Source organism: Kribbella sp. NPDC049227 (genome assembly GCF_043197265.1).
Lineage (GTDB): Bacteria > Actinomycetota > Actinomycetes > Propionibacteriales > Kribbellaceae > Kribbella.
In genome coordinates, this window is record NZ_JBICST010000005.1 from 774,667 (window position 1) to 796,808 (window position 22,142).

11 protein-coding genes are annotated in these 22,142 nt (G+C 67.2%); 8 read left to right on the plus strand and 3 right to left on the minus strand.

Annotated features, from left to right (window positions below; genetic code table 11):
• The first annotated feature begins 9 nt into the window (after positions 1–9).
• The 3 genes from ACGFH6_RS25970 to ACGFH6_RS25980 are packed head-to-tail and all read left to right on the plus strand — an operon-like array spanning position 10 to position 2,663.
• Positions 10–1,422: an alpha-L-fucosidase gene (locus ACGFH6_RS25970; protein ID WP_393388702.1), complete on the plus strand. Its 1,413-nt coding sequence runs from the start codon at positions 10–12 to the stop codon at positions 1,420–1,422.
• Between the two features lies 1 nt (position 1,423).
• Positions 1,424–2,464 carry a glycoside hydrolase family 43 protein gene (locus ACGFH6_RS25975; protein WP_393388705.1) on the plus strand — a complete coding sequence of 347 codons (1,041 nt, stop codon included), beginning with the start codon at positions 1,424–1,426 and terminating at the stop codon, positions 2,462–2,464.
• On the plus strand, positions 2,454–2,663 hold the full coding sequence (locus ACGFH6_RS25980) for a hypothetical protein (protein ID WP_393388707.1): 210 nt from the start codon (positions 2,454–2,456) through the stop codon (positions 2,661–2,663). The genes ACGFH6_RS25975 and ACGFH6_RS25980 overlap by 11 nt, the downstream gene beginning before the upstream one ends.
• A gap of 246 nt (positions 2,664–2,909) precedes the next feature.
• On the opposite strand, the gene ACGFH6_RS25985 is transcribed toward ACGFH6_RS25980, so the two are convergent.
• Positions 2,910–3,869, minus strand: a complete 960-nt coding sequence (locus ACGFH6_RS25985; protein WP_393388710.1) for an alpha/beta hydrolase fold domain-containing protein — start codon at positions 3,867–3,869, stop codon at positions 2,910–2,912.
• Between the two features lie 854 nt (positions 3,870–4,723).
• Here ACGFH6_RS25985 and ACGFH6_RS25990 point away from each other — a divergent pair.
• The 5 genes from ACGFH6_RS25990 to ACGFH6_RS26010 all read left to right on the plus strand — a co-directional run bounded on the left by ACGFH6_RS25990 (position 4,724) and on the right by ACGFH6_RS26010 (position 17,941).
• Positions 4,724–7,561 (plus strand): BTAD domain-containing putative transcriptional regulator, encoded by a 2,838-nt coding sequence (locus tag ACGFH6_RS25990; RefSeq protein ID WP_393388713.1) that lies wholly within the window; start codon positions 4,724–4,726, stop codon positions 7,559–7,561.
• A 123-nt stretch (positions 7,562–7,684) separates the two neighbouring features.
• Positions 7,685–13,801 (plus strand): RHS repeat-associated core domain-containing protein, encoded by a 6,117-nt coding sequence (locus ACGFH6_RS25995; protein ID WP_393388716.1) that lies wholly within the window; start codon positions 7,685–7,687, stop codon positions 13,799–13,801.
• A 74-nt stretch (positions 13,802–13,875) separates the two neighbouring features.
• Complete coding sequence (locus ACGFH6_RS26000) at positions 13,876–14,757, plus strand: peptidoglycan-binding protein (RefSeq protein WP_393388718.1); 882 nt, start codon at positions 13,876–13,878, stop codon at positions 14,755–14,757.
• Positions 14,754–16,316, plus strand: a complete 1,563-nt coding sequence (locus ACGFH6_RS26005; RefSeq protein WP_393388721.1) for a peptidoglycan-binding protein — start codon at positions 14,754–14,756, stop codon at positions 16,314–16,316. Before ACGFH6_RS26000 ends, ACGFH6_RS26005 begins: the two co-directional genes overlap by 4 nt.
• Before the next feature lie 23 nt (positions 16,317–16,339).
• The gene (locus ACGFH6_RS26010) at positions 16,340–17,941 is read left to right on the plus strand and encodes a glycoside hydrolase domain-containing protein (protein ID WP_393388724.1); all 1,602 of its coding nucleotides are present in this window, start codon (positions 16,340–16,342) and stop codon (positions 17,939–17,941) included.
• 668 nt (positions 17,942–18,609) lie between these two features.
• Here the strand turns inward: ACGFH6_RS26010 and ACGFH6_RS26015 are convergent.
• A complete protein-coding gene (locus ACGFH6_RS26015) occupies positions 18,610–20,562 on the minus strand; it encodes a hypothetical protein (RefSeq protein WP_393388727.1) in 1,953 nt (650 codons plus the stop codon).
• 674 nt (positions 20,563–21,236) lie between these two features.
• Positions 21,237–21,455 carry a hypothetical protein gene (locus tag ACGFH6_RS26020; protein ID WP_393388729.1) on the minus strand — a complete coding sequence of 73 codons (219 nt, stop codon included), beginning with the start codon at positions 21,453–21,455 and terminating at the stop codon, positions 21,237–21,239.
• Positions 21,456–22,142: the final 687 nt, after the last annotated feature.

A 22,142-nucleotide genomic window follows, 5' to 3' on the forward strand; every position in this document is an offset into this window, starting at 1 on the left:
GAGCGACCAGTGCCGTTCGACGCAACTTTCGAGTCCCTGAGTACGTTCGAATGCCCGGACTGGTTCCGGGATGCGAAGCTCGGCATCTGGTCGCACTGGGGTCCGCAGTCGGTCCCGCGGTACGGCGACTGGTACGCACGCAACATGTATCGGGAGGGAACCGATCAGTACCGGTACCACCTGCGGACCTACGGGCACCCGTCGCAGTTCGGCTACAAGGACGTCGTACAGCTGTGGAAGGCCGAAAGGTTCGACCCACAGGACCTGATGGATCGGTTCGTTGCGGCTGGTGCGCGGTACTTCGTCGCGCAGGCCGTGCACCACGACAACTTCTTCAACTACGAGTCGGCCGTCCATCGCTGGAACTCGGTGAAGGTCGGTCCGGGCAAGGACATCCTTGCGCTGTGGAAGGCTGCCGCGGACGACCACGGGCTGCCGTTCGGCATCACCGAACACCTCGGTGCGGCGCTCACGTGGATGTCGGTCAACAAGGGCAGCGATCGCTTCGGACCGTACGACGGGACCGATCCGGCCAGCCGTGATCTCTATCTGGACAACAGCCGGTATCTGCAGGACGTCGACGTACCCGATCCGTGGTACAGCGACGATCCCGCGTGGCATCGGCACTGGCTCGAGGCCGTGACCGAGATGATCGACCGGTACCAGCCCGACCTGCTGTACTCCGACGGGCCGCTGCCGTTCGGCGAGGCGACGTACGAGCCCGGTCTGCGCGCGGTGTCACACCTGTACAACACGAGTGCCCGGATCCACGGCACGAACCGTGCGGTCTACCAGCAGAAGGACCGCCGGCCCGAGGTGAGCGCAGTCGGGATGATGGACATCGAACGGAGCCAGACCCCTGGCATCCAGCCTCGGCCCTGGCAGACGGACACGTCGGTCGGCGACTGGTTCTACAACGTCCGCGATGTCTACAAGACCGCCGGCCACGTGATCGAGTTGCTCGTCGACATCGTGTCGAAGAACGGGAACCTCCTCCTCAACGTGCCACAACAGCCCGACGGTAGCCTCGACCTCGAATGCACCCGATTGCTCGACGACCTCGGCGCCTGGACGAAGGTTTGCGGCGAGGGCATCTACGGCACCCGACCGTTCACGGTGTTCGGTGAAGGACCGTCGAGCGTCATCATCGACGGCTTCACCGAGGACCGGGTCAGCTGGACGAGCTCCGACTACCGGTTCACCCGCCGCGAGAACACCGTCTACGCCTTCCAACTCTCCTGGCCGGACGACCGGCGCGCCGTGATCCGCAGCTTGGCCGGCGGATCGGTGACCGGTGTACGTCTGCTCGGGCACGGGCCCGTAGCTTTCGAGCAAGCCCACGGCATCCTGGTCGTCGAGCTACCTGAGACACCTCCGCTCGAGGTCGCGAACTGCCTCGCCGTCGACCTCCAGGCAGGCTGAGATGTACGCGGGTTACCTCTATGCGCATTTCAAGCGCGAATCGGTCGACGGTGAGCAGATCTACTTCGCCTTGAGCGACGGCAACGACCCGCTCCACTTCGCCGACCTCAACGGCGGCAAGCCGGTCCTGTACTCCGCTCTGGGCGAAGGCGGCGTACGAGACCCGCACATCGTCCGTTCACCTGAAGGCGACCGGTTCTATCTGATCGCCACCGACCTGCGCCTGTACGCCAGTCTCGATTGGGACCGGCACCAACGCCGAGGCAGCCGCTCGATCATGCTCTGGGAGTCGCCGGATCTGGTGAACTGGGGCGACGGCCGGCTCGTCGAGGTCGCACCGCCCGAGGCCGGCAACGCCTGGGCGCCGGAAGCGGTCTGGGACCCCGAGCGGGACGCGTACCTCGTGCACTGGTCCTCGACGCTCTACGACAACGCCGAACACGAGGGCGAGAGCTACAACCGGATCATGTACGCCACGACGCGCGACTTCCGTGAGTTCTCCGAGCCGCGGGTATGGATCGACCGAGGCTGGCAAACCATCGACACCACGGTGATCGAGGCCGACCGCCTCTGGTACCGCTTCCTGAAGGACGAGCGCAGCCGCAGCCCCAACGCGCCGTTCGGCAAATCGATCTTCTCCGAAACCTCGACCTCGCTGACCGATGCCGAGTGGAAGCCGCTGGCCGAGGGCATCGGCCTGGGCGCGATCGCCCAGGGCGAGGGCCCGCTGGTGTACAAGTCGAACACCGAGGACAGGTGGTACCTCTGGATCGACGAGTTCACGCCGGAACGCCGCTACGTCCCCTTCGAGACAACCGACCTGGCCGGCGGCGAATGGACACCTGCCAAGCACCACCGCCTACCACCCGACCCTTGCCACGGCGTCGTCCTACCAGTGACACCCCAAGAAGAGAGTGCGACTGATGTTTCCGGAGACTGCCAACTACTTGAGCACCTTGAGGGGACGGCGAGAGCCGAGCAACGGAGGCCATCACCAGGGCGCATCGGTAGGGACACAGGTGACCGACCGTGTGACCGTTGACGAGGACGGAGTCTGGCTGACCGATTCCGGTGGGAGGTTCGGCTACCCCTGGTCGGAGCTGACGGGGGCGGGCATCTCCGTGTTCCTGCTGCCGCCGGACGACGAGCGCGAAGCGGAAAGCGAGCCCCCAAACCTGGCGACACTCTCGCCGGAGGACACCGTCAGTATCGCGTTAGTTGGCGAGTCCCCCTCGGCGTAGGCACGAATCGCCACTTTGACGGTGCACGAGCATCGCTATTGGCGACATCGTCACATCGGCATGCCGGGGTCGCGCTGTCAGCGGCAGCGCCCCGCCTCTTCCTTCACTCGCTTCGCCAGCCGCCACCGCACGCTTCCATGCCGCGACGTCCGGCTCGTCATCGAAGGTAAGCCGTGAGTACTGCGAGCAGCCAGACAAGGAGGCGCCCCCTCTGGCAGACCAGGCCGTTTGCCGGAGGCACCGCGATCAACCGTTGGGCGCGGTCCTCGCCGATCGGGTCGGTGAGGGGTGCTCCCGCAGGGTCGTCGTGAGAAAATCCACGCTGGCTGCAACCAGCGGGCGATGGTCGCTGCCCTCGAAGACATGATCGGCGTGAGCGATGGGCAAGAACCGGGCGGGCGCTCCCACGCGATCGTAGGCATCGGCGAGCAATCTGCTCTGCCCGATCGGGACGGACCGATCCTCGATGCCGTGAAGGATGAGGATTGGCGGTGCGCCGGCCGATACATGCGTTACAGGGCTCGCGGCGGCGGCAAGTTTCGGCACCGTCTGGATCGGGGCGCCAACCAACCGGGACGCGGGTGAGTCGGGAGCGTCATGGTCTTCCGTCGCCAGTGGGTGCGCCTGAGCCTGCATGCTGGCCAGATCGGTCGGACCGTACCAGTCCACGCACGCCTGGATGGAACTACTCACACCGGTCACGCCCGCATCGCCTTCGAGCTCCGGAACGTTTCCGGTGACAGCAAGTAACGCCGCGAGGTGCCCGCCGGCGGAGTCGCCCCACGCCCCGACCCGTCTTGGATCCAACCGAAGCTCTCCGGCGTGGTGACGCAGCCAGCGCACAGCGGCCTTCACGTCGTGTAACTGGGCGGGGAAGGTCGCCTCCCCGCTCAGCCGATACTGAATATTCGCAACCGCACTGCCGGCGTCCAGCAGGCAATCTCGGATCAGTTCCACCGGGACCGGCGTCGGGTACGGCTTGCTACTCCCGCGCAGCCAAGCTCCACCGTGAATCCACACGACCACCGGAACCGGCCCGCCATCCGCAGGCACCACCAGATCGAGCAGCAGAGGGCGGAATCCTTCCGGACGCGCAACGACAGCATCTCGGTAAACCAGCCGATCGCCGCGCACCTCGACCGGCGGCGGCCCGTCGAACGGCCCAGGTTCCGCAGCTGACGCGCGGGTGGCAGCGAACTCTTCCAACCTCTGTCTCCTCTCACCAGCGAGCGCCGTCAAGTCGCTCCGATGCCACCAGCCACCCGCCCAACCCACCCGAAGCCGCACCCCGACCCAAAGTAGCTTGGCCCACTCGGCCAGCCCAATGTGGCGGCGGCACTGGAAGCCGCACTCAACAGGCAGCCGGAGATCGCTGGCCGGGCTGGCTGGACACCAACGATGCCCAGCCCGGTGCCCCGAAGCTGCGTAAGTTGCAGCTGCTCCGCCGCGACGAGCCACGGCAGGGTTGAAAGCGTGGGATAAAGCATGGGCCTCGGATACACGAAAGCCCAGGTCAGCGCTCTGACCTGGGCTTTTGTGCGCCGCCAGGGACTCGAAACCCGAACCCGCTGATTTCCATTTGAGGTTGATCAGGGTTTGTCGATGGTGCGCGGAAGCTCTTACTGGTAAGGGATTCGCAAGTGGCTACGTTCGCATCGGTTCTCATCGCTGACCCATCCTCTCGCGCTGATTGAGGTGCGTAAAGAGGTGATTGATGGACCCTGTCGGGCCAGCTGGCTTGGGCGCTCCAGGTCGAACGCTCGTCCTGCGTCCCGCGTTGTCCCTGGCCGGCCGCTGGGTGCAGAGAGTGGCGGGCTACGGGTGGAGAACCGGGCGCCCAAGCTGTTGAAGGAGTGGCAGATCTGCAGTCAAACCGTCCGCATATTTGCAGCCAGCCACCGGCAGGCTTGCAGAGCGGCCCGTGTCACAAGGCGTTCCGGCCGTACGTCGTAGTTCCGGAACGTCCCGGACGACACCCTGGCGCGGCACACTGTCGGCGCGGGGTTCGATCCGGGGCGGATGATCGGGCCGGGCTGGGGCCGGAAAGTGAGGATCGGGCAGTGAGGATATTGCCGCGGGAGGGTGAGCCGGAACTCGGCTCGGCGAGGTTCGGACTGCTCGGGCCGATCGAGGCCTGGCACGGCGCCGAACGGCTGCAACTCGGCCGACGCCGGGAGCGCGCCCTGCTGGCGATCCTCCTTTTGGAGGCGAACCGGTTGGTGTCCGCCGATCGGGTGATCGACCTGCTCTGGGACGGCAGCCCGTCCGACTCCGCCAGAGCCAGCCTGCGCAGCCACGTCTCGAGATTGCGCTCGTGCCTGTTGCCTGCGGGACGCGATCGGTACGGCGTACGGCTGGAGGCGCGGGGTGGGGGCTATCTGCTCGCGACGGACCCGGCGGCGATTGACGTCAACCGCTTCAGCAGGCTGGTCCAGCAGGCTCGGGACACGGTCGACGTCACGGCGAGAGGACGGCTGCTCCGCGAGGCGTTGAGCTTGTGGCGCGGTCCGGCGCTCGCGGACGCCAGTTCCGACCTGCTCCGCCGGCGGCTGGCGACGGATCTCGACGAACTCCGGCTGGTCGCGACCGAACTCGCGATCGACGCCGACCTCGACTGCGGCCGCCACGAGCAGGCCGTGGCCGAGGTCCACCGGCTGATCGGCGACCATCCGTATCGCGAAGGCCTCTGGGCCCGCCTCGCGCTAGGCCTGTACCGGGCCGGGCGGCAGGCCGACGCCCTGCAAGTGCTGGCGCAGGCCCGTGACCGTCTGACCGGGGAGCTGGGCCTGGACCCCGGTCCGGAGCTGCGGAAGTTGCAGCAGAAGATCCTTACCTGCGATCCGACCCTCGCCCCGGCTGCGGCCGGGCCTGTGGTCGCGGTCCAGCCGAGCAAGCCGCCGCAGCAGGTGCCGATGGACATCCCCGAGTTCACCGGCCGGGACGGCGAGCAGGCCACGCTGACCGCGCTGGCGGCGCCTGCCGCACAGGGCCGGGGGAGCCAACCGGTGGTCTGCGCGATCGAAGGGATGGCGGGTGTCGGCAAGACCCGGTTCGCGATCCACGCCGCGCACGACCTGGTACGCCGTGGCTGGTTCGACGAGGTTCGGTTGTGGGCGGACCTGCACGGCTTCGATCCGCAACGGACGCCGGCCGATCCCGGGACAGTCCTCGGTGGCTTTCTTCGCCAACTCGGCGTACCGGGCTGGGAGGTCCCTGAGGACCTGGAAGCACGTGCCGCGCTCTACCGCAGCCACCTGGCAGGTCGACGGGCTCTGGTGCTGCTGGACAACGCGGCATTCGAGGAGCAGGTACGCCCGCTGCTGCCTGGGAGCGGACCGTCCCTGGTACTGATCACCAGTCGCCGTCGGCTGTCCGGACTCGACGGGGTCCAACCGATTCCGCTGGACGTTTTCACACGGGCCGAGGCAATCGCGTTGCTGGCCCGGATCGCCGGCCCTGAACGCGTGGCCGGGCATGAGGCCGATGCCGCGCGGATCGCGAGTCTGTGTGGCCATCTGCCCATGGCCATCACGCTCGCCGCGCGCCGCCTCCGCGGGCACCCGACCTGGACACTGGGCGACCTGGCTCGGCGGTTGTCGGCCGATGTCTCACAGGAGGCGTCGTTCAACCTGTCGTACGACGCTCTGCCGCCGCAGCGACAACGAGTCTTCCGACGGCTGGGACTGAACCCTGGCGACCAGCTCACACCACAGACGGCCGCTGCCCTGTCCGGACGATCGGTAGCTGAGGCGGACGCCCACTTGGAGGCATTGCTCGACGAGTACCTGCTGTACGAGGTAGAACCCGGCCGCTACCGCATGCACGACTTGGTCCTGGCCTACGCCCGCGACCGCGCGCAGACCGACGAATCCGAGCAGGCGCGTCACGCCGCAGTACGACGTCTGCTCGCGTCCTACCTCACCTGGGCGACGCAGGCGACGCTTCTGGTGCATCCCACCGAGTCACGCCGGGTCGCACGAACCCTCGTCGCCGGCCAGGTGGAGCTACGGACGCCGACGGAGGCGATCGCGTGGACCGAGGTCAACCTGGCCGATCTGGTCGCCACCATCCGGCGAGCACTGGAGTTGCCGGGTAATGCGCCGCATCAGGCAGTCCGGCTGGTGCATGCGCTGTACCGGCCACTGGCGAACCGCGGCCACTCCCGCGAGCGGATCACGCTCAACGAGCTGGCCGCCGACGCCGCAGGCCGCAGCGGAGATCAGGAAGGTGAAGCACAGACGCTGGAAGACCTCGGTGTGCTCTGCGGGCAGGTCGGTCGCCTCGCCGAGGCGGTGCGGCATACCAAGAGAGCACTGGAGCTCTGGCGCGAGACCGGCAATCACATCGGCGAGGCGGGATGCTTGACCGGGCTCGGTATCACCTACCGGCAGCTCGGGCAGCTCGACGAGGCCGTTGCCTGTCTGCGGGAAGGGCTGGCGATCAACCTCCGGATAGGTCACGTGCCGGGGGAGGCCTCTGCGCTGAACCACCTCGGGTTGGCGCTGCAGTCGGCCGGTTGCTGCGACGAGGCGATCGTCTGTGGGCAGCAGAGCATCGCGAGGCACCGCGACCTCGGCGACCGGACCGGCGAGGCCCTGGCGCTGGCGAACCTCGGGTGGGCCTATCTCCGGTCGAGGCAGCCGTCACGGGCCATCGACTGCCACCGCGCCGCGCTGCCGCTGTTCCGGGACTGGGGCGACCGCTACAACGAGTCCGAGCAGCTGTGGGGGATCGGTCAGGCGTACCACGCGCTCGGCGACGACGACCGCGCCCGGGTCCACTGGCACGAGTCGATCACCATCCTGCGCGACCTCGACGTACTGCGTCCCGCGCAGGCCGAGGTGCTCCTCGGCCAGCCCGTTCCCGACACCCCCGAGATCATCCGCCTCAACAGCTGATAGTGCCCCGAGTCCGCGTGGCACGGTCGTGGCAACGTCTTGGCAACACCGCTCCGTCAGGCTGCCCGAGCGGGGAGGAAGAGTCCTGCCCGCTCCGCCCGACGTCTGCCAGGAGAACCCTCGATGGTGCCGAGAACTCTGCTTTCGCTCCTCAGTGCCGCGCTGGTCGCCAGCACACTGTCGGCCCTGCCGGCACAAGCGGGTCCACCGGCCCCGCCGGCAGCGGCCGTGGTCAAGGAACCATCGGTTCCGGGCCGTGGCGCACCCGCGGTGGCCCACACGCCCGACCCCGACAAGACGGCAGCGGCAAGTACGACGACCAACTGGCCGCAGCCCGCGGACGTGACTGTTTCGGTGCCGGACGGACATCCGGTGCAACTGGGCGATCTGCCCGTGACCATCGCCGGCGCCGGCGCGGCATCCGCTGTCAGCAAGGCCCTCCCGGCGCAGGTGCGCGCTCGCAGCCTGGGGCACGATCCGGCGTCGCACTTCGGCACCGGGACCGCGATGGCGCTGGAACTGCGGCGTACTGACGGGCAGAGCGCGGCGGACGCGGTCAAGCTGACCGTCAACTACTCGCGCTTCGCAGACGCGTACGGCGGCTCGTACGCCGATCGCCTGCGGGTCGTGAAGCTCCCTGGCACCTGCGCCGATCACCCGGAGAACGCAGCATGTGCCGGTGGGACGCCGGTGGTCACCAGCAACAACGCCACCACACAGACGTTGACTGCGACCGTGGCTGCTTCGAGTGTCCCGGTCGTGTACGCGGTGACGCCGATGGCCTCCGGGCAGAGCGGTGACTACCGGGCCACCGACCTGAGCGACTCGGCGAAGTGGATGGCCGGTGAGGCGGGCGGCGCCTTCACCTACTCGTACCCGCTCGAGCTGCCGGCGCCGCCGTACGGCAAGGCGCCGGACCTGTCGCTGAACTACAACTCCGGCTCGGTCGACGGCCGCAGCTCGAAGAGCAACAACCAGGCCTCGTGGGTCGGGCAGGGCTGGGACCTCAGCGAGCCGTACATCCAGCGGGTCTACAAGTCCTGCTCGGAGGACGGGCACGTCGGCTGGGGTGACCTGTGCTGGTCGTCGCCGTACTCCGGTGATCCGGCCGCGGCGGAGTACATCATCAACTTCGGCGGGCACACCACCGAGCTGATCAAGGCGGCCGACGGCTCGTACCGGATGCGCGACGACGAGTCGTACAAGATCGAGCACGTCACCGGCGGTCCGAACGACGACAACGACGGCGAGTACTGGATCATCTCGACGCTCGACGGTTCCCGCTACTACTTCGGGTACGGCGAGGACAAGCAGCGCACGACCCACGCCAAGACGAACTCGAACTGGATCGTGCCGGTGGTCAGCGATGACTCCGGCGAGCCCTGTCACCAGTCGGACCTGGCGTCGTGCAAGCAGACCTACCGGTGGAACCTCGACCACATCCACGACCCGAACGAGAACTGGACCGTCCTCTACTACGCGACCGAGACCAACACCTACCGGCGGACCTCGTCCGGCAACGACCTGTCATACATCCGCGGCGGCTATCTGTCGAAGATCGAGTACGGCAAGACGGAGACTCCGGATGCGGAGCCGCCGGCGTACGTGTCGTTCACCCACTACAACCGCTGCAAGCAGCGCACGACGGTCGACGAGCCGGACCTGAACCCGCCGGCGGACTGCCCGACCATCGCCAGTTCGCCGTCGTCGTACCCCGACGTGCCGACGGACCAGATCTGTTCGAGTGGTTGCTCGAAGCACTCACCCACGTTCTTCGTCACCGACTGGCTGGACTCGGTGTCGACGTTCGTCCGCAACGCCGCGGGGACGGGGTACGACCCAGTCACGAAGTACCAGTTCAAGTACGCGTTCCCGGCCACTGACGACGGGACCCAGCCGGCCCTGTGGCTCGACTACGTCCGCCGGATCGGCCTGCAGGGTGGGACGATCCGCGAGCCGGTCACGAACTTCGACGGGCACAACCTGAACAACCGGGTGGACTGGAACGCGAGCCTGGGGGTGAAGCCGCTCTCGATGCGCCGGGTCACGAACATCCACAACGAGTTCGGCGGCGAGACCAAGGTCACCTACGACCACGCCACGGGCCACGGCTGCTTCGTCGGCGGCTCGGGTGCCACCGGGTGGGACGCCTGGTACAAGACCAAGGACGGCCACTGGGACACCAACGACGACGAGTGCTATCCGCAGCTGTTCAAGCCCGACGGGGCCGCTGCGGGGTTCGGAATCTTCCACAAGTACTCGGCGGTCGAGGTACGCGACATCGACCACGTCGGTGGACAGCCGGACCAGGTCACGTCGTACGCGTACCTGGGTAATGCCGCCTGGGCGCATGACGAAGACATGATCACGCCCAGCGAGCAGAAGACCTGGGGTGACTGGAGGGGCTACCAGCAGGTGCGGGTGACCAAGGGCGAGGGGCTCAAGGCCGAGCGGACGGTCAAGACGACGACGTACTACCGCGGTCTGAACGAGGACATCAAGGCCGACGGCAGCGCCCGGGGGACGACGCTGACCGACTACGACAACAACGTCTTCTACGACTACCAGCGTCGCGCCGGGCAGAGGCTGCAGACCCAGGACTACCGACTCGGCGACGACGACAAGTACACCGAACTGTCGTCTGAGCGCTGGATCTACACCGACACCGGCATCACGGCCAACGGTCCGGGACTACACAACGCGTACCAAGTGCGGGAGCAGAAGCACTACACCCGGGACCGGCGGGACGACGGCACCTGGCAGGCGACCGACATCGAGCACACGTACGACGCGTACGGCCTCGAGGCAACCGAGTCCGATCTGGGTGACACGGCGATCGCCACCGACGACACCTGCACGACCACGTCGTACGCACGGAACACCGACGACTGGCGCTGGATGATCGACTACCCGGAGACCGCGGAGACCCATCAGGGCACCTGCACCGGGCCGGTGATCGCCCGGAAGGTGACGCTGTACGACGGTGCGGCCTCGACCGACGATGCCGTCAACAAGCCGTTCGACGGCAACGCCACCGAGGTCCGGTCGTACACCGACGCGAACACGGCGAGCACGGTCAAACACACCTACGACGACCAGGGACGAGTGAAGACCGAGACCGATCCGCTGGGGAAGGTCAGCACCAGCGCGTACGCCCCGGCCACCGGCTACCCGACCGACGGTGTCACCGTCACCAACCCGCTGAACCAGTCGACCGTGACGGTGCTCAGCCCGGCGTTCGGCCAAGCCGTGAAGGTGAAGGACCTCAACGGCAAGGTCACCGAGTCCGATTACGACGCACTCGGCCGGCTCGTCGCAGTCTGGCGACCGACAGAGCCCCGCTCGGGTGGTACGGCATCGTCGACCTTCAGCTACGTCACTCCGGCCACCGGAATCACCGCCCCGACCGGACCGACCTTGGTCACCTCCAGGCAACTGCAGTCCGGCACCGGTACGAGTGCGGTGTGGCTGTCCAGCTACGAGTACGACGACGGGTTCGGCAGTGCGGTCGAGAGCCAGACGCCTGCACCCCAGGGCGGCCGGGCGGTCACCGTCACCCGGAATGACAGCCGAGGGCTGAGCACTCTGGAGTCCCAGCCGTTCTACAACTCCGCAGACGCCGGATCAGGGCTGCTCAACCCGGCCGAGAACGCGATCCCGCAGTACAGCACGACCAGCTACGACGCCCAGGAGCAGCCGATCGCGGACGTCACCAAGGCGGCCGGTGCGGAGCTTTGGCGCACCACTACCAGCTACCACGGTGACCACACTGTCGAGGTCTCGCCGACCGGTGGGCAGACAGTCACCTGGACCGACGTTCACGACAAGAACACCCTGGTCCAGAACTACCTGGACAGCACCCGCCACCAGGACACCGAGTACACCTACACGCCGACGCACGAACTGGCCACCGTCACGGACCCCAACGGCAACGTCAGCACCTACAGCTACGACTGGTTGGGGCACCGACTGACCGCCGACGACCCGGACAGCGGCAAGAGCACGACCGCGTACGACCTGGCCGGCAAGGTCGCGTCGGTCACGGACGCCAAGGCCCAGAAGGTGTCGATCGGGTACGACGACCTCGGTCGCAAGACATCCAGTTGGCTGGGCGACGTCGACACCGGCGAAAAGCTGGCCGCGTGGACCTACGACAACACACTGATGGATGACGGCGTCACCCGGGCGCTGGGCCAGGTCTCGTCGTCCACGTCGTACGCCGCCGACGGCAAGGGGTACACCGCCACGGTCAACGGCTACGACAGCCGCTATCGGGTGACCGCGCGGTCGGTGACCATCCCAGCGCCGAGTTCGCTGGCCGGCGCGTACAACTTCGCGTACCAGTACGACGCGGCGGATCACCAGGCCTCGATCACCTACCCCGAGGCAGGCGGTCTGCCCAAGGAAACTGTGACGCAGGCCTACACCAGCCTCGGCCTGCCAAGCACTCTCGCGGGCGCAGCGACGTACGTCACCGGGACCGGGTACTCCGACTCGCTGAAGCTGGCATCCCGCAACTACGGCAGCAGCGTGCAACGCCAGTACAGCTACGAGACGACCACCAACAGGTTGTCCGGAATCAAGACCGTTGTCAGCGGCAACACTGTGCAGGACGACGGCTACACCTACGACCAGATCGGCAACGTCAAGACCATCGCCGACCGGGTCGCCAACCAGTCACAGTGCTTCGGGTACGACGGCCGCGACCGGCTGACGACCGCGTACACGACAACCACCAGCTGCCCGAACGCCGCCGACACCGGCGGCCCCGATCCGTACGACCTGGCCTACACCTATGACGGCTCGGGCAACATCGCCTCCGCCAGTAGCAATGGGGCTACCACCACCTACACCTACCCGGCCCAGGGTGCCGGCTCGGTCCGTCCGCACGCTGTCAGTGCGGTCGGGACGAACACCTACACCTATGATGCCGACGGCAACCTTCAGACCAGGAAGATCGATGGAACCGCGTCCACGTTGACGTGGGACGCGCAGAACCAGCTGACCGCACTCACCACGAGCACTGGCACGACCAACTTCGTCTACAGCGCCGACGGTGACCGCTTGCTGCGCAGCGAATCCGGCAGCACGACGTTGTTCCTGGACGGCACCGAACTGGTCGCAGGCGCTGGTGGGGTCACGGCGACGCGGTACTACAACTCCGGTGGAGCCGTGGTCGCGCAGCGCACGCCGGCCGGGTTGACCTGGCTCACTGCCGACCAGCAGGGCTCCGCTCAGCTCGCCATCAACGCGGCTGGTGCGGTCAGCCGCCAGCGCTACCTTCCGAACGGCGCCCCGCGCGGTGCCGGGAACCAACTGCCCACCGATCGCGGCTTCCTCGGCAAGGTCCAGGACAAGGCCACCGGCCTCGACCTGCTCGGAGCCCGGTACTACGACCCGACGATCGCCAAGTTCGTGTCACCGGACCCGCTGGACAACAACGCCGAACCGGACACCGCGAACCCGTACTCGTATGCGGCCGACAACCCCATCACCTACAGCGACCCGACCGGCCTGAAGCCGGCCGACTGCTGGGGCTCCTGCATGAAGAACTGGGAGAAGTCCCAAGCCAAACGAGCCCGCCATTACCACGCACCCCGCGGCTCCTCCCACCACTCGACCTCCCACCGCAGCGCAGGCCCGGCCAAACGCCACTATCCGGGTTGCTACATCGACTCCAGCCACAACTACTGCGGCGCCGACGGCAACGCCAGCTACGAGATCTGGCACCCCGGCTGCCACGTAGACACAGCCCACGACTACTGCGGCTCCCACTACTCCATAGCCCCGAAGAAGCCGGGCCTTGCCAAGCGCCTGAAGGGCCTGATCAACAACCCATGGTGGAAGGCGGGCGAAGCGGCGTTGGGCGTCTGCTCGTTCTTCTCGAAGTACTGTGCCGGAGCAGGTGCCGTGGTGAGTTCGTTCGACGCGGGCGTGTACATCGCGAACCACGAGTGGAAGAACTCGATCGACTCGGGCTTCCAGGCGGCTGCGTTCCTCGGGGCGGCCGGATCGGGGAAGGCGCTCGACTCCGCGCAGGAGCTGGTCGGGATTGCGAAAGCCGACCGGGCGGTCCTGCGGGCAACCGGTGAGCCTGCGACCGACGCGTTCGTGATCGACGCGCTCAAGCTTCAGTCGAGGGCGTGGGGGATTCATGTCGCCTTCTCGGCATCGGACCTCGCGGCAGGAATTGGTTCGACCACCGGGACGATCGGCAGCCTCATCCAACGCGCGTGGTGACCCCGACGTTGCAGAACAAGCGAGCCCTTGTCGAAAGGAACATTGTGAGGATTCGGAGTTTGTTGGTGGTTGGGATGGTGGCGGTCGGGTTCCTGGTCGCGGGGGTACAGCCCGCGGCTGCGGTGACCACCTCGCAGGTGCAGTGGGATCTGGCGGGGATGGCGTATCTGTCGTTCGGGGATGTCGACGGGGTGACTGGGCCGAAGACGAGCGCGGCGGTGAAGGGGTTCCAGACCGATCGGTGTCTGGATCCCGATGGCGTGGTCGGGCCGATGACCACGGACGAGCTCGACGCGCAGGTGACGAAGGTGCAGCAGGTCGTCGGCGCCGATCCGGACGGGGAGTTCGGACCGGCGACGCAGGCTGCGGTCAAGACCTGGCAGGGAGCGCACAGCCTGGCCCAGACCGGGCAGGCCGACGCGGCCACGATGACCGCGATGGGCGTCACCCGGGTCAAGGACTGCACGCCACCACCGCCCGGCGAACTCGCGGCGGCGATCGTGCAGATCGCGCAGCAGGAGGCGGCCAACTCGGCGCACAATCGCGAGATCGGCGGCTACAACTGCAACTACTACACGACCGCGCTCGGCCTGAGCGGTACCGGAGCGCACTGTTCGAACGGCTGGAAGACCCAGGCCTGGTGCGCCGACTTCGGCAAGTGGGTGTGGAAGCAGGCCGGCGCCAAGACGACCTACGTCACCTCGTACTACAGCAGCTTCAAGACGTACGGCCAGAACTTCGGCACGTGGCACACGGGCAGTCCGCAACCGGGTGACGCGATCGTGTTCAGCTACGGGCATGTCGGCCTGGTGGTGTCGTCGACGAGCAGTTCGGTCACCTACATCTCCGGCAACACCTCGAACCCGGCGACCGGGAACGACGACGCGCTGCTGCAGAAGACGGTCAGCCGTTCGTACTCCGCCATCGTCGGCTACGCGAGCCCGGTCGCGCGATGAAGCAGTTGCTGGCCGCCGCGACTCTGGTCGCGGCGGCCCTCATCGCCACCACGCCGGCCACAGCCGCACCGACGGGCCTGACCGCATCGAACTTCCAGCTGCACAAGACGGCGTACAACCCGACGATCGCGGCGCTGGACGAGAAGTTGCCGAAGGCCACGGTCCCGCAGGTGATCGACGACGCCAACCGGGCTGCGCCGTTGTGTGATTCGCACGCGTCCGGCCGGGTCGCGTCGTTCTGCTGGTCCTCGGCCTCGGGGACCGACGACGAGCACACGTCCGACTGGTACCCGCAGGGCATCACGACCAGCGCCGACGCCGATCCGTCGGGCAGCTACCAGAACCGGAAGGCGATCCTGGCCAGCTGGTACTGGAACGGCGGCGGCACCGAGCGGGGTGCGCGGATCGCGTTCGTCGACTACTCGAACCCGAGTGCTCCGCAGTACCGCGTCGTCCTCCTGGTCGAGCCGTACACGAACTCGGGCGGGAACCCGGACTTCCGGGCGGAGACGACGGTCGACGCCGACACCGGTGCGAACATCTCGCTGCACTCGGGCGGTATCACCTGGTATGGCCACTACCTGTACGTCGCCGACACGTGGGGTGGGTTCCGGGTCTTCGACCTTGATCACCTGTGGCGGGTCGACTCGAACCGGACCGCGATGGGGCTGCAGTCCGACGGTACCTATCAGGCGTACAGCTACAAGTACGTGCTCCCGGAGGCTTTCCGTTACACGTCATCGACCACCGGCTACCCGGCACTGCGTTATTCCGCCGTCTCGCTGGACCGGACTGGTACGTCGGACAGCGTGGTGGTCTGCGAGTACAACACGGCCACGAGCGGCACCCACCGAGTGGTCCGGTTCAGCGCGAATCCGGCGACCTTCGAGCTCGGGGGAACGGCCACCGAGGCCTACGAGACGGGCATCACGCATATGCAGGGTTCGGCCTCGGTCCGTGGCCGGTTCTTCGCCTCGACCAGCTACACCACCAGTTCCTCGTCGTACGGCTCGCTGTACACCTTCACGCGTGGCGAGAGTCCGACCGCTTTCCTCAACACGCTGCAGGCCCATCCCGAAGATCTGTCATACTGGCCCGCCACGAACGGGTTGTGGTCCCTCAGCGAGGTGCCCGGGAACCGGGTCGTGTACGCGATGGACGTCAGCCTGCTCGGCTGGCCAACCGTGAAGCAGGGCAACACCGGAAACCGGGTGAAGACCGTCCAGTACCTGCTCGACGCGGGACTCGAAATCGACGGTGACTTCGGACCGCTCACGACCGCGGCGGTGAAGTCGTTCCAGGCCGGACACGGGATCACGGCTGACGGCGTCGTCAGCGCAGTGACCTGGCGAGCGCTGGTACCGAGTCTTCGCCCGGGTGACATCGGCAACGCGGTGAAGGCTCTTCAGGCCGAGCTGACCGCACACGGGTTCGCCGTCGCGGTGACTGGCGCGTTTGACCAGACCACCGGGACCAAGGTGCAGGCCTTCGAGGCGGCAAACGGGCTGCCTGCGACCGGCATGGTCGATGCGGACACCTGGAAGGCCCTCCTCCTGTGACATTGATTGTGAAAGGCAACAACATGGCTTTCCGTACGGCGGGACTCGCGGCCACCGTCCTGGTGCTCGGGGCGGTCACCGCGCCGGCCGATGCCGCACCCGCGACCCGGGACGTGGACTATCGCGGCTATCACCTGACAGTTCCGGCGAACTGGCAGGTCATCGACCTGGCCGAGCGGCCGACCACGTGCGTGCGTGGCGACCTGCACGCCGTTTACCTCGGCGCGCCGGGCCGCGACCAGCAGTGCCCGGCCCATGCGGTCGGCCGGACCGAGAGCGTGGTCATCCAACCGCTCGACGCATCGGCCGTGGCATCAGATGTACTGGTCTCGACGCGGGCGGCACCGCAGCACCTGAGTCGGTCCGTCGATCAGGAGGTGCGCTTCGCCGTACCGGCAGCGGGTGTCGCGGTGAGCGCGACATACGGCTCGGACTTCGACACGCTGGCCGGTGTACTGCGCTCCGCGAGGCTGGATGGCTCGGCGCGCGCCGCTGCGATGCCGGCTGCTCCGCGAGTGGCTACCGCATCGATCGCGGCGACGGACACCAACTACACCGGCGACGGCTTCGACGCATGCAACGCACCGTCGTCGGCTCTGATGGCAGCGTGGACGGCAACCACGGCGTACCGTGCGATCGGCATCTACTTCGGTGGCAGCCACCGGTACTGCTCGGCCCAGCCGAACTTGACCCCTGCCTGGCTGACCGAGCAGGCCGGTCGCGGCTGGCACTTCCTGCCGATCTATGTGGGGACTCAGGCGTCCGGCCTGGGGACCACTGCCGCCGCCAAGGGGACGTCCGAGGCAGACGACGCCGTCAACGGAGCGGCCACACTGGGGATCCCGCCGGGCAGCGTGTTGTACAACGACATGGAGGCGTACAGCGCGACGTACAAGACCAACGTGCTGAGCTACCTCTCCGCCTGGACCGCGGAATTGCATGCCAAGGGCTACAAGTCCGGTGTGTACGGCAGCCTCCTCAGCGCCGTCCGCGATCTCAACGCCACGTACGGGCCGACCTCACCCGATGTGGTCTGGTTCGCGAGCTACAACAATGCGAAGAACACTGACACCAGCTACATCGACCCCACCCACTGGGCCGATCACCAGCGGGCTCACCAGTACCACGGTGGCGTCAGCGAGACCCATGGTGGCTACACGCTCGAGATCGACGGCGACTACCTCGACGTACAGGTCGCAGGCGACGTGACCCCGCCACCGACGCCCAGCTGGCCGGTCGTTGTCTCAGGCAGCATCGGAGAGCAGGTGAAGACCGTCCAGTACCTGCTGAACCACCGGCAGGCGGCCGGCCTGGCCGTCGACGGTGACTTCGGCCCCGCGACTCTTGCCGCGGTCAAGGCGTTCCAGTCCGCTCACGGTCTGCCTGTGGATGGCCGAGTCGGAGCAGCGACCTGGGAGCAGTTGGTCGTCCCGGTCCAGCAAGGCAGCACCGGCAGTGCGGTCAAGGCCGTCCAGAGCCAATTGACCGCCCATGGCATCCGCACCGATGTCGACGGGGACTTCGGCCCGGCCACGACCACCAACGTGGAAGCCTTCCAAGCTCGCTCTGCCCTTCCGAGGACCGGAACCGTGGACACCACAACCTGGCAGTATCTCGTCGCGTAGCCCCGGGAACGGCCAGAGATCCGTTTCGCCGCCAGGGGCGGAGCATGTCGACGAGGCCGTCGAGATCGCCGTTGTCCAGGACGGCGACGAAACGGTCGGCGAGCTCGCCGCTCCGCTCGGGCGTCGCGTCGAAGCGTGGACGTTCGTCGTCGATGTGCCGTCGGGCGCGAGTTGCGATCTGTCGGGATCATGCTGCGGCCGGTTTCGATGAGTTCGAGTCTGGTGTGGGGCCAGTTGAGGGCTGCGGCGGTCTGTTTGCGGGTGGGGGGCTTCGCGACGGATCCTCCTGAGGGTGAGGCCGAGGTCGCGGCGGGCGGTGCTGCCGACGGGGGAGAGGGCGGTGCGGAGGGCACGGCGGACCGTGGTGCAATCCGGCGCACTCGATCCCGGCCAGGGTCCGGTCCTTGCGGGTCAGTCGGCGGCGGGTGTCGGCCTCGAGGTCGTCGATCGCCGCGCCGTGCAGCGCCTCCACGTGCTCATGTACTGCCCGTCGTGGATCTCCTCACCGGGGAACTGCCGATCGGGAAAGACCACCGGTGAGCAGCTGATGTACATCGCCCCCGCCCTTGCCGCCGGCGCCACCCTCAAAGGTGCGAGTCACCGGCGACAAGAACCCGTCGTCAGGCAGCACAGTCATCAGCCTCGACCACATCGAGGGGTACTGACGGTCAGGTACGACGTACGGCGAGCCCGTCGATCTGGTAGACCTTCCCGGCTACCCGCGTGGTCAGCAGGACCGACCCGGTCAGGAAGGTTGCGGGTACGGGAAGCGGGATGACGGCCTGGTACTCAAGGGTGGCCTTGTAGAGGTTCACGGCGCCGACGTACTTGCCGTTGTAGTAGACATTCAGTCCGCCGCAGGTGACGCACTTCGTCGCGATCAGGAACATCCGCTTGGCCTGCACGCTCCGCGAGACGGAGATGGCCTTCGCGGTGGTGGCGGTCGCGGTACCGAGGTAGTACGCACGGTTGGAGGCCCGCACCCATCCTTTCGCGGCGCCCATCAGCCGGTCGTCCGAAGGCCGGGAGAAGCACTTGTCGCCGGTCCATGCCGACAGGTTGCCGGCAACGTCACGTGCCCGGACCGAGACGCAATACTCGTAGCCGGCCACAAGACCGATCGCCACCGACGTGGCCGTCGTACCGGACTTCACCGAGGCGTAGGCACCGAAGTTTCCGGCTGTGGACGCGATACGCCAGCGGACGTCGTACGACGCGACGCCGGTGCCGTCCGCGCCGGCGTACGTGACCGTGGCTGTCGCCGCTTTCGTGACGTCGAAGGTCGGGCCCGTGATCCGAGCGGTCGGAGCAGTGGAGTCGACCGTCAGCCAGCGGACGGCTTCGGTGCCGCGTCCACCAGACTCGGTGCCCCAGATCCTCAACACATGCGCGCCGGGTGCGACTCCGGCCTTCTGGAACGGCGACGACGGGCACGGCGCCGTCTTCACTCCGTCGAACTCGCAGGTGACGTACGGCGAGACCAATCCGGTGGTGTCGAACGGCACCGACAGGTTCGGCCCCACGACCGCCGCCGTCGGCCGGATCGTGAGCCGCGGGCCCTGCCGGACGGCCGACTCGACCGTCTCTCCGGCGGGCGGGACGAACAGCTCCGCGTTCACGTACGGCCGTCCGTCGTTGACCGGGATCTGCTGGAGGGTGCTGCTCCCGGTGTCGGTCCGGCGGGCGACGAGCAGGAGGCTGGAGTTCGCCCAGCTGATCGAGTCCCCACCGGTGCCGTATGGGTAGGCCGGTACGGGACTGCCGCCGGCGACCGGGATCACGTTCACCGAGGTGTTCTTGAAGTAGGCGATCCACAGGCCGTTCGGTGACGCGACCGGGTGCTGTGCGAGCTCCGTACCGGCGTACGTGGTCAGAACCGCTCCGCCGGCCTTGGACTGGACGCGCTCCAGCTTTCCCGTCACCTGGTCCTTGACGATCAAGGTCTGGTTGTCAGGCAGCCATGACGGAGCGGCCAGGTTGCATCCCACCCTGATCGGCGTGCCGCCGGTAGCGCCGATGATGTCGACACAGGAGGTGCCGCTCTGTTCGCGTTCGAACGCGATCCGGGTGCCGTCCGGTGACCAGGACTTCTCGGTGATCCCGCTCGAGCCATCAAGGATCTTGGCCGGCTGCGCGTGCGGCACGACCGCCGAGACCGTCCACAGGCTCGCCTGCGCCTGCGAGAAGACGACCTGCCGTCCGTCGGCCGACGCCGCGATGGCCTTGTCGACCTGCTGCGTCGGGCCGGAGGTGGCGAGCGGAATGACCTGGGTCGCCCCCTGGACGGCGATCTGGCCGAGGAACGTGCGGCTGACGCCGTCGGTCGTCACGGTGTGCGCAACGGTGATGGCATCGGCCGGCGCGGAGACCGGTGCGCCCGGCACGGTGTCGGCCGGGCCGGGCGTGCTGGCCGGTCCCTCACCATCGGCGTTCACCGCAGCCACGGAGTACATCGCACCCGGCAGCCGCTCGGTGTCCTGCCAGTTCAGCTTGGTCGTCGGCACGGAGTACGTGGTCTCGGTGCCGTTCACGCTGCGATGAACGACGAAGCCGGTCAGGCCGGTCCCTCCGTCGGCGGGCAGGCTCCAGGCCAGGTCGATGCCGGTGAAGGTACCTTTCACCCGGACACCGACGGGCACCGAGGGAACGGCCGCAGCCTGTTCACCCGATGCCATGGCGGGCGCAGCCGCCGTCAAAATCAGCGCCGACAGAACCATCGGCGCGGCGAATCGCAGAAGGACGCTACGCAAGGAAACCCCCAGTCAGAATGGGCGAACCGATGCGCACCCGCTGTTCTATCGAGCCAGCGCCCCCCGCGTTACATCAGACGAACGTCTTGACCAACGGTGCGGCCGTACTGCGTCGGGCTGTCCATTGGGATGCGTTCGCCGGTGCGACGAAGGTCGACTCCACGACAACCTACACATCGGATGATTACGCCCAAATGGAGTTCTACCTCGGTAATCCCAACTTGCCTGGCGGCATCGACCGAATCCGAATCCAGATCTGCAGCTCCCCAACACGCTGCAGTGTCCAGTGGAACGAGACCAGAGACTAGCCGCGGGGAGGAAACGTCCTTGTGCAGCGCCGGCCCGGGTCGGCTCGATCGTGCGGCGGCAAGCCGGGCTGGATCGTGCCTGTCATCGAGCGCCGGGGCAGGTCAGGCAGCTCGCGGGCGGCAGCTCGTGGTTGAGGGCTCGATGCCCGAAGACGCGGTACGGCGTACGAACACACTGCTGCGAGGGGCGCGCCTGGAATCGGCAGGCGCGCCCCTCGGTCTGTCCGGCGGTCGGGGTCAGTACTGGTAGCGGGCCACGATCACGTCAGCGACGGTGTCCGGTACGGCCTGGCCGATGACGTCGAACTGTGCGGAGGCCGGGTCGGTCCACAGGTGGGTTTCGTCGTTCTCCAGTTCGTCGGCCAGGCGCCGCGCTTCGGCCTCGTCGGGCGCGGCAATGACCATCTCGCTGTAGTACGTCTCGTTGGTCGTGTCGCAGCAGTAGTACAGGTCCACGGGTCGGCGATCTGCGGGTCGCAGGATGCGTGGCGCTTGGTCATGGGTCAGGGCTGTACCGAGCGGGAGCCGGGTTTGGGCGACGATCAGGTCTGCCAGGTCACGCGCTGAGGTGATGTCGAGCTCAAGATGAGGATCGGTGGCAGAAGGATCGACGTCGAGCTGCGCAGCAGCGGTCGCTCAGCAGCTGGTCGGACTGGGAGCGTTGACGTTGTGAGCCAGCAGTAGAGCCGGCTGATTGCCGGAGCCAACGCACACGAAGCGATGGACATGCGCACAGGCGGCACGAGGGTCCGAGGCCCCCGAGCAGGACGGGCGGTCTGTCAATGGCTCTGTCAATGAAGGCAAGTCAAGTCACGGCAGATCAGGCGGTGTAGACAGCCGCATTGCCAACGTTTCCGCCCACAGACAACACCGCGTAGGCCGACCCTCGCACTTGTAAAGCGATGGCTTTGATTTAGTGTCATAGGCGACCGATAACGGTTGTTCTCTCAGATGCAACTGCACAGATGCTACTTACATTCTGCCTGTGAATGGTCTCCAGGCCAACGCCGCCGCTGGCAACCCCTTGCGGGCCGGTAGGGCCGTCAACGCGAGTGCGATCAGAACCGGCACATGGCCGAGCAAGTACCTGGAACGCCCCAGGAACAGCAGGAGGAACGCGGCGATGCCCACGATGCTCAAGGC

Excerpts from the sequence above, each read along its gene's own strand:
- ACGFH6_RS25975 (WP_393388705.1), top strand. The coding sequence starts at position 1,424 with ATGTACGCGGGTTACCTCTATGCGCATTTCAAGCGCGAATCGGTCGAC.
- ACGFH6_RS25995 (WP_393388716.1), top strand. The coding sequence starts at position 7,685 with ATGGTGCCGAGAACTCTGCTTTCGCTCCTCAGTGCCGCGCTGGTCGCC.
- ACGFH6_RS26000 (WP_393388718.1), top strand. The coding sequence starts at position 13,876 with ATGGTGGCGGTCGGGTTCCTGGTCGCGGGGGTACAGCCCGCGGCTGCG.
- ACGFH6_RS26005 (WP_393388721.1), top strand. The coding sequence starts at position 14,754 with ATGAAGCAGTTGCTGGCCGCCGCGACTCTGGTCGCGGCGGCCCTCATC.
- ACGFH6_RS26010 (WP_393388724.1), top strand. The coding sequence starts at position 16,340 with ATGGCTTTCCGTACGGCGGGACTCGCGGCCACCGTCCTGGTGCTCGGG.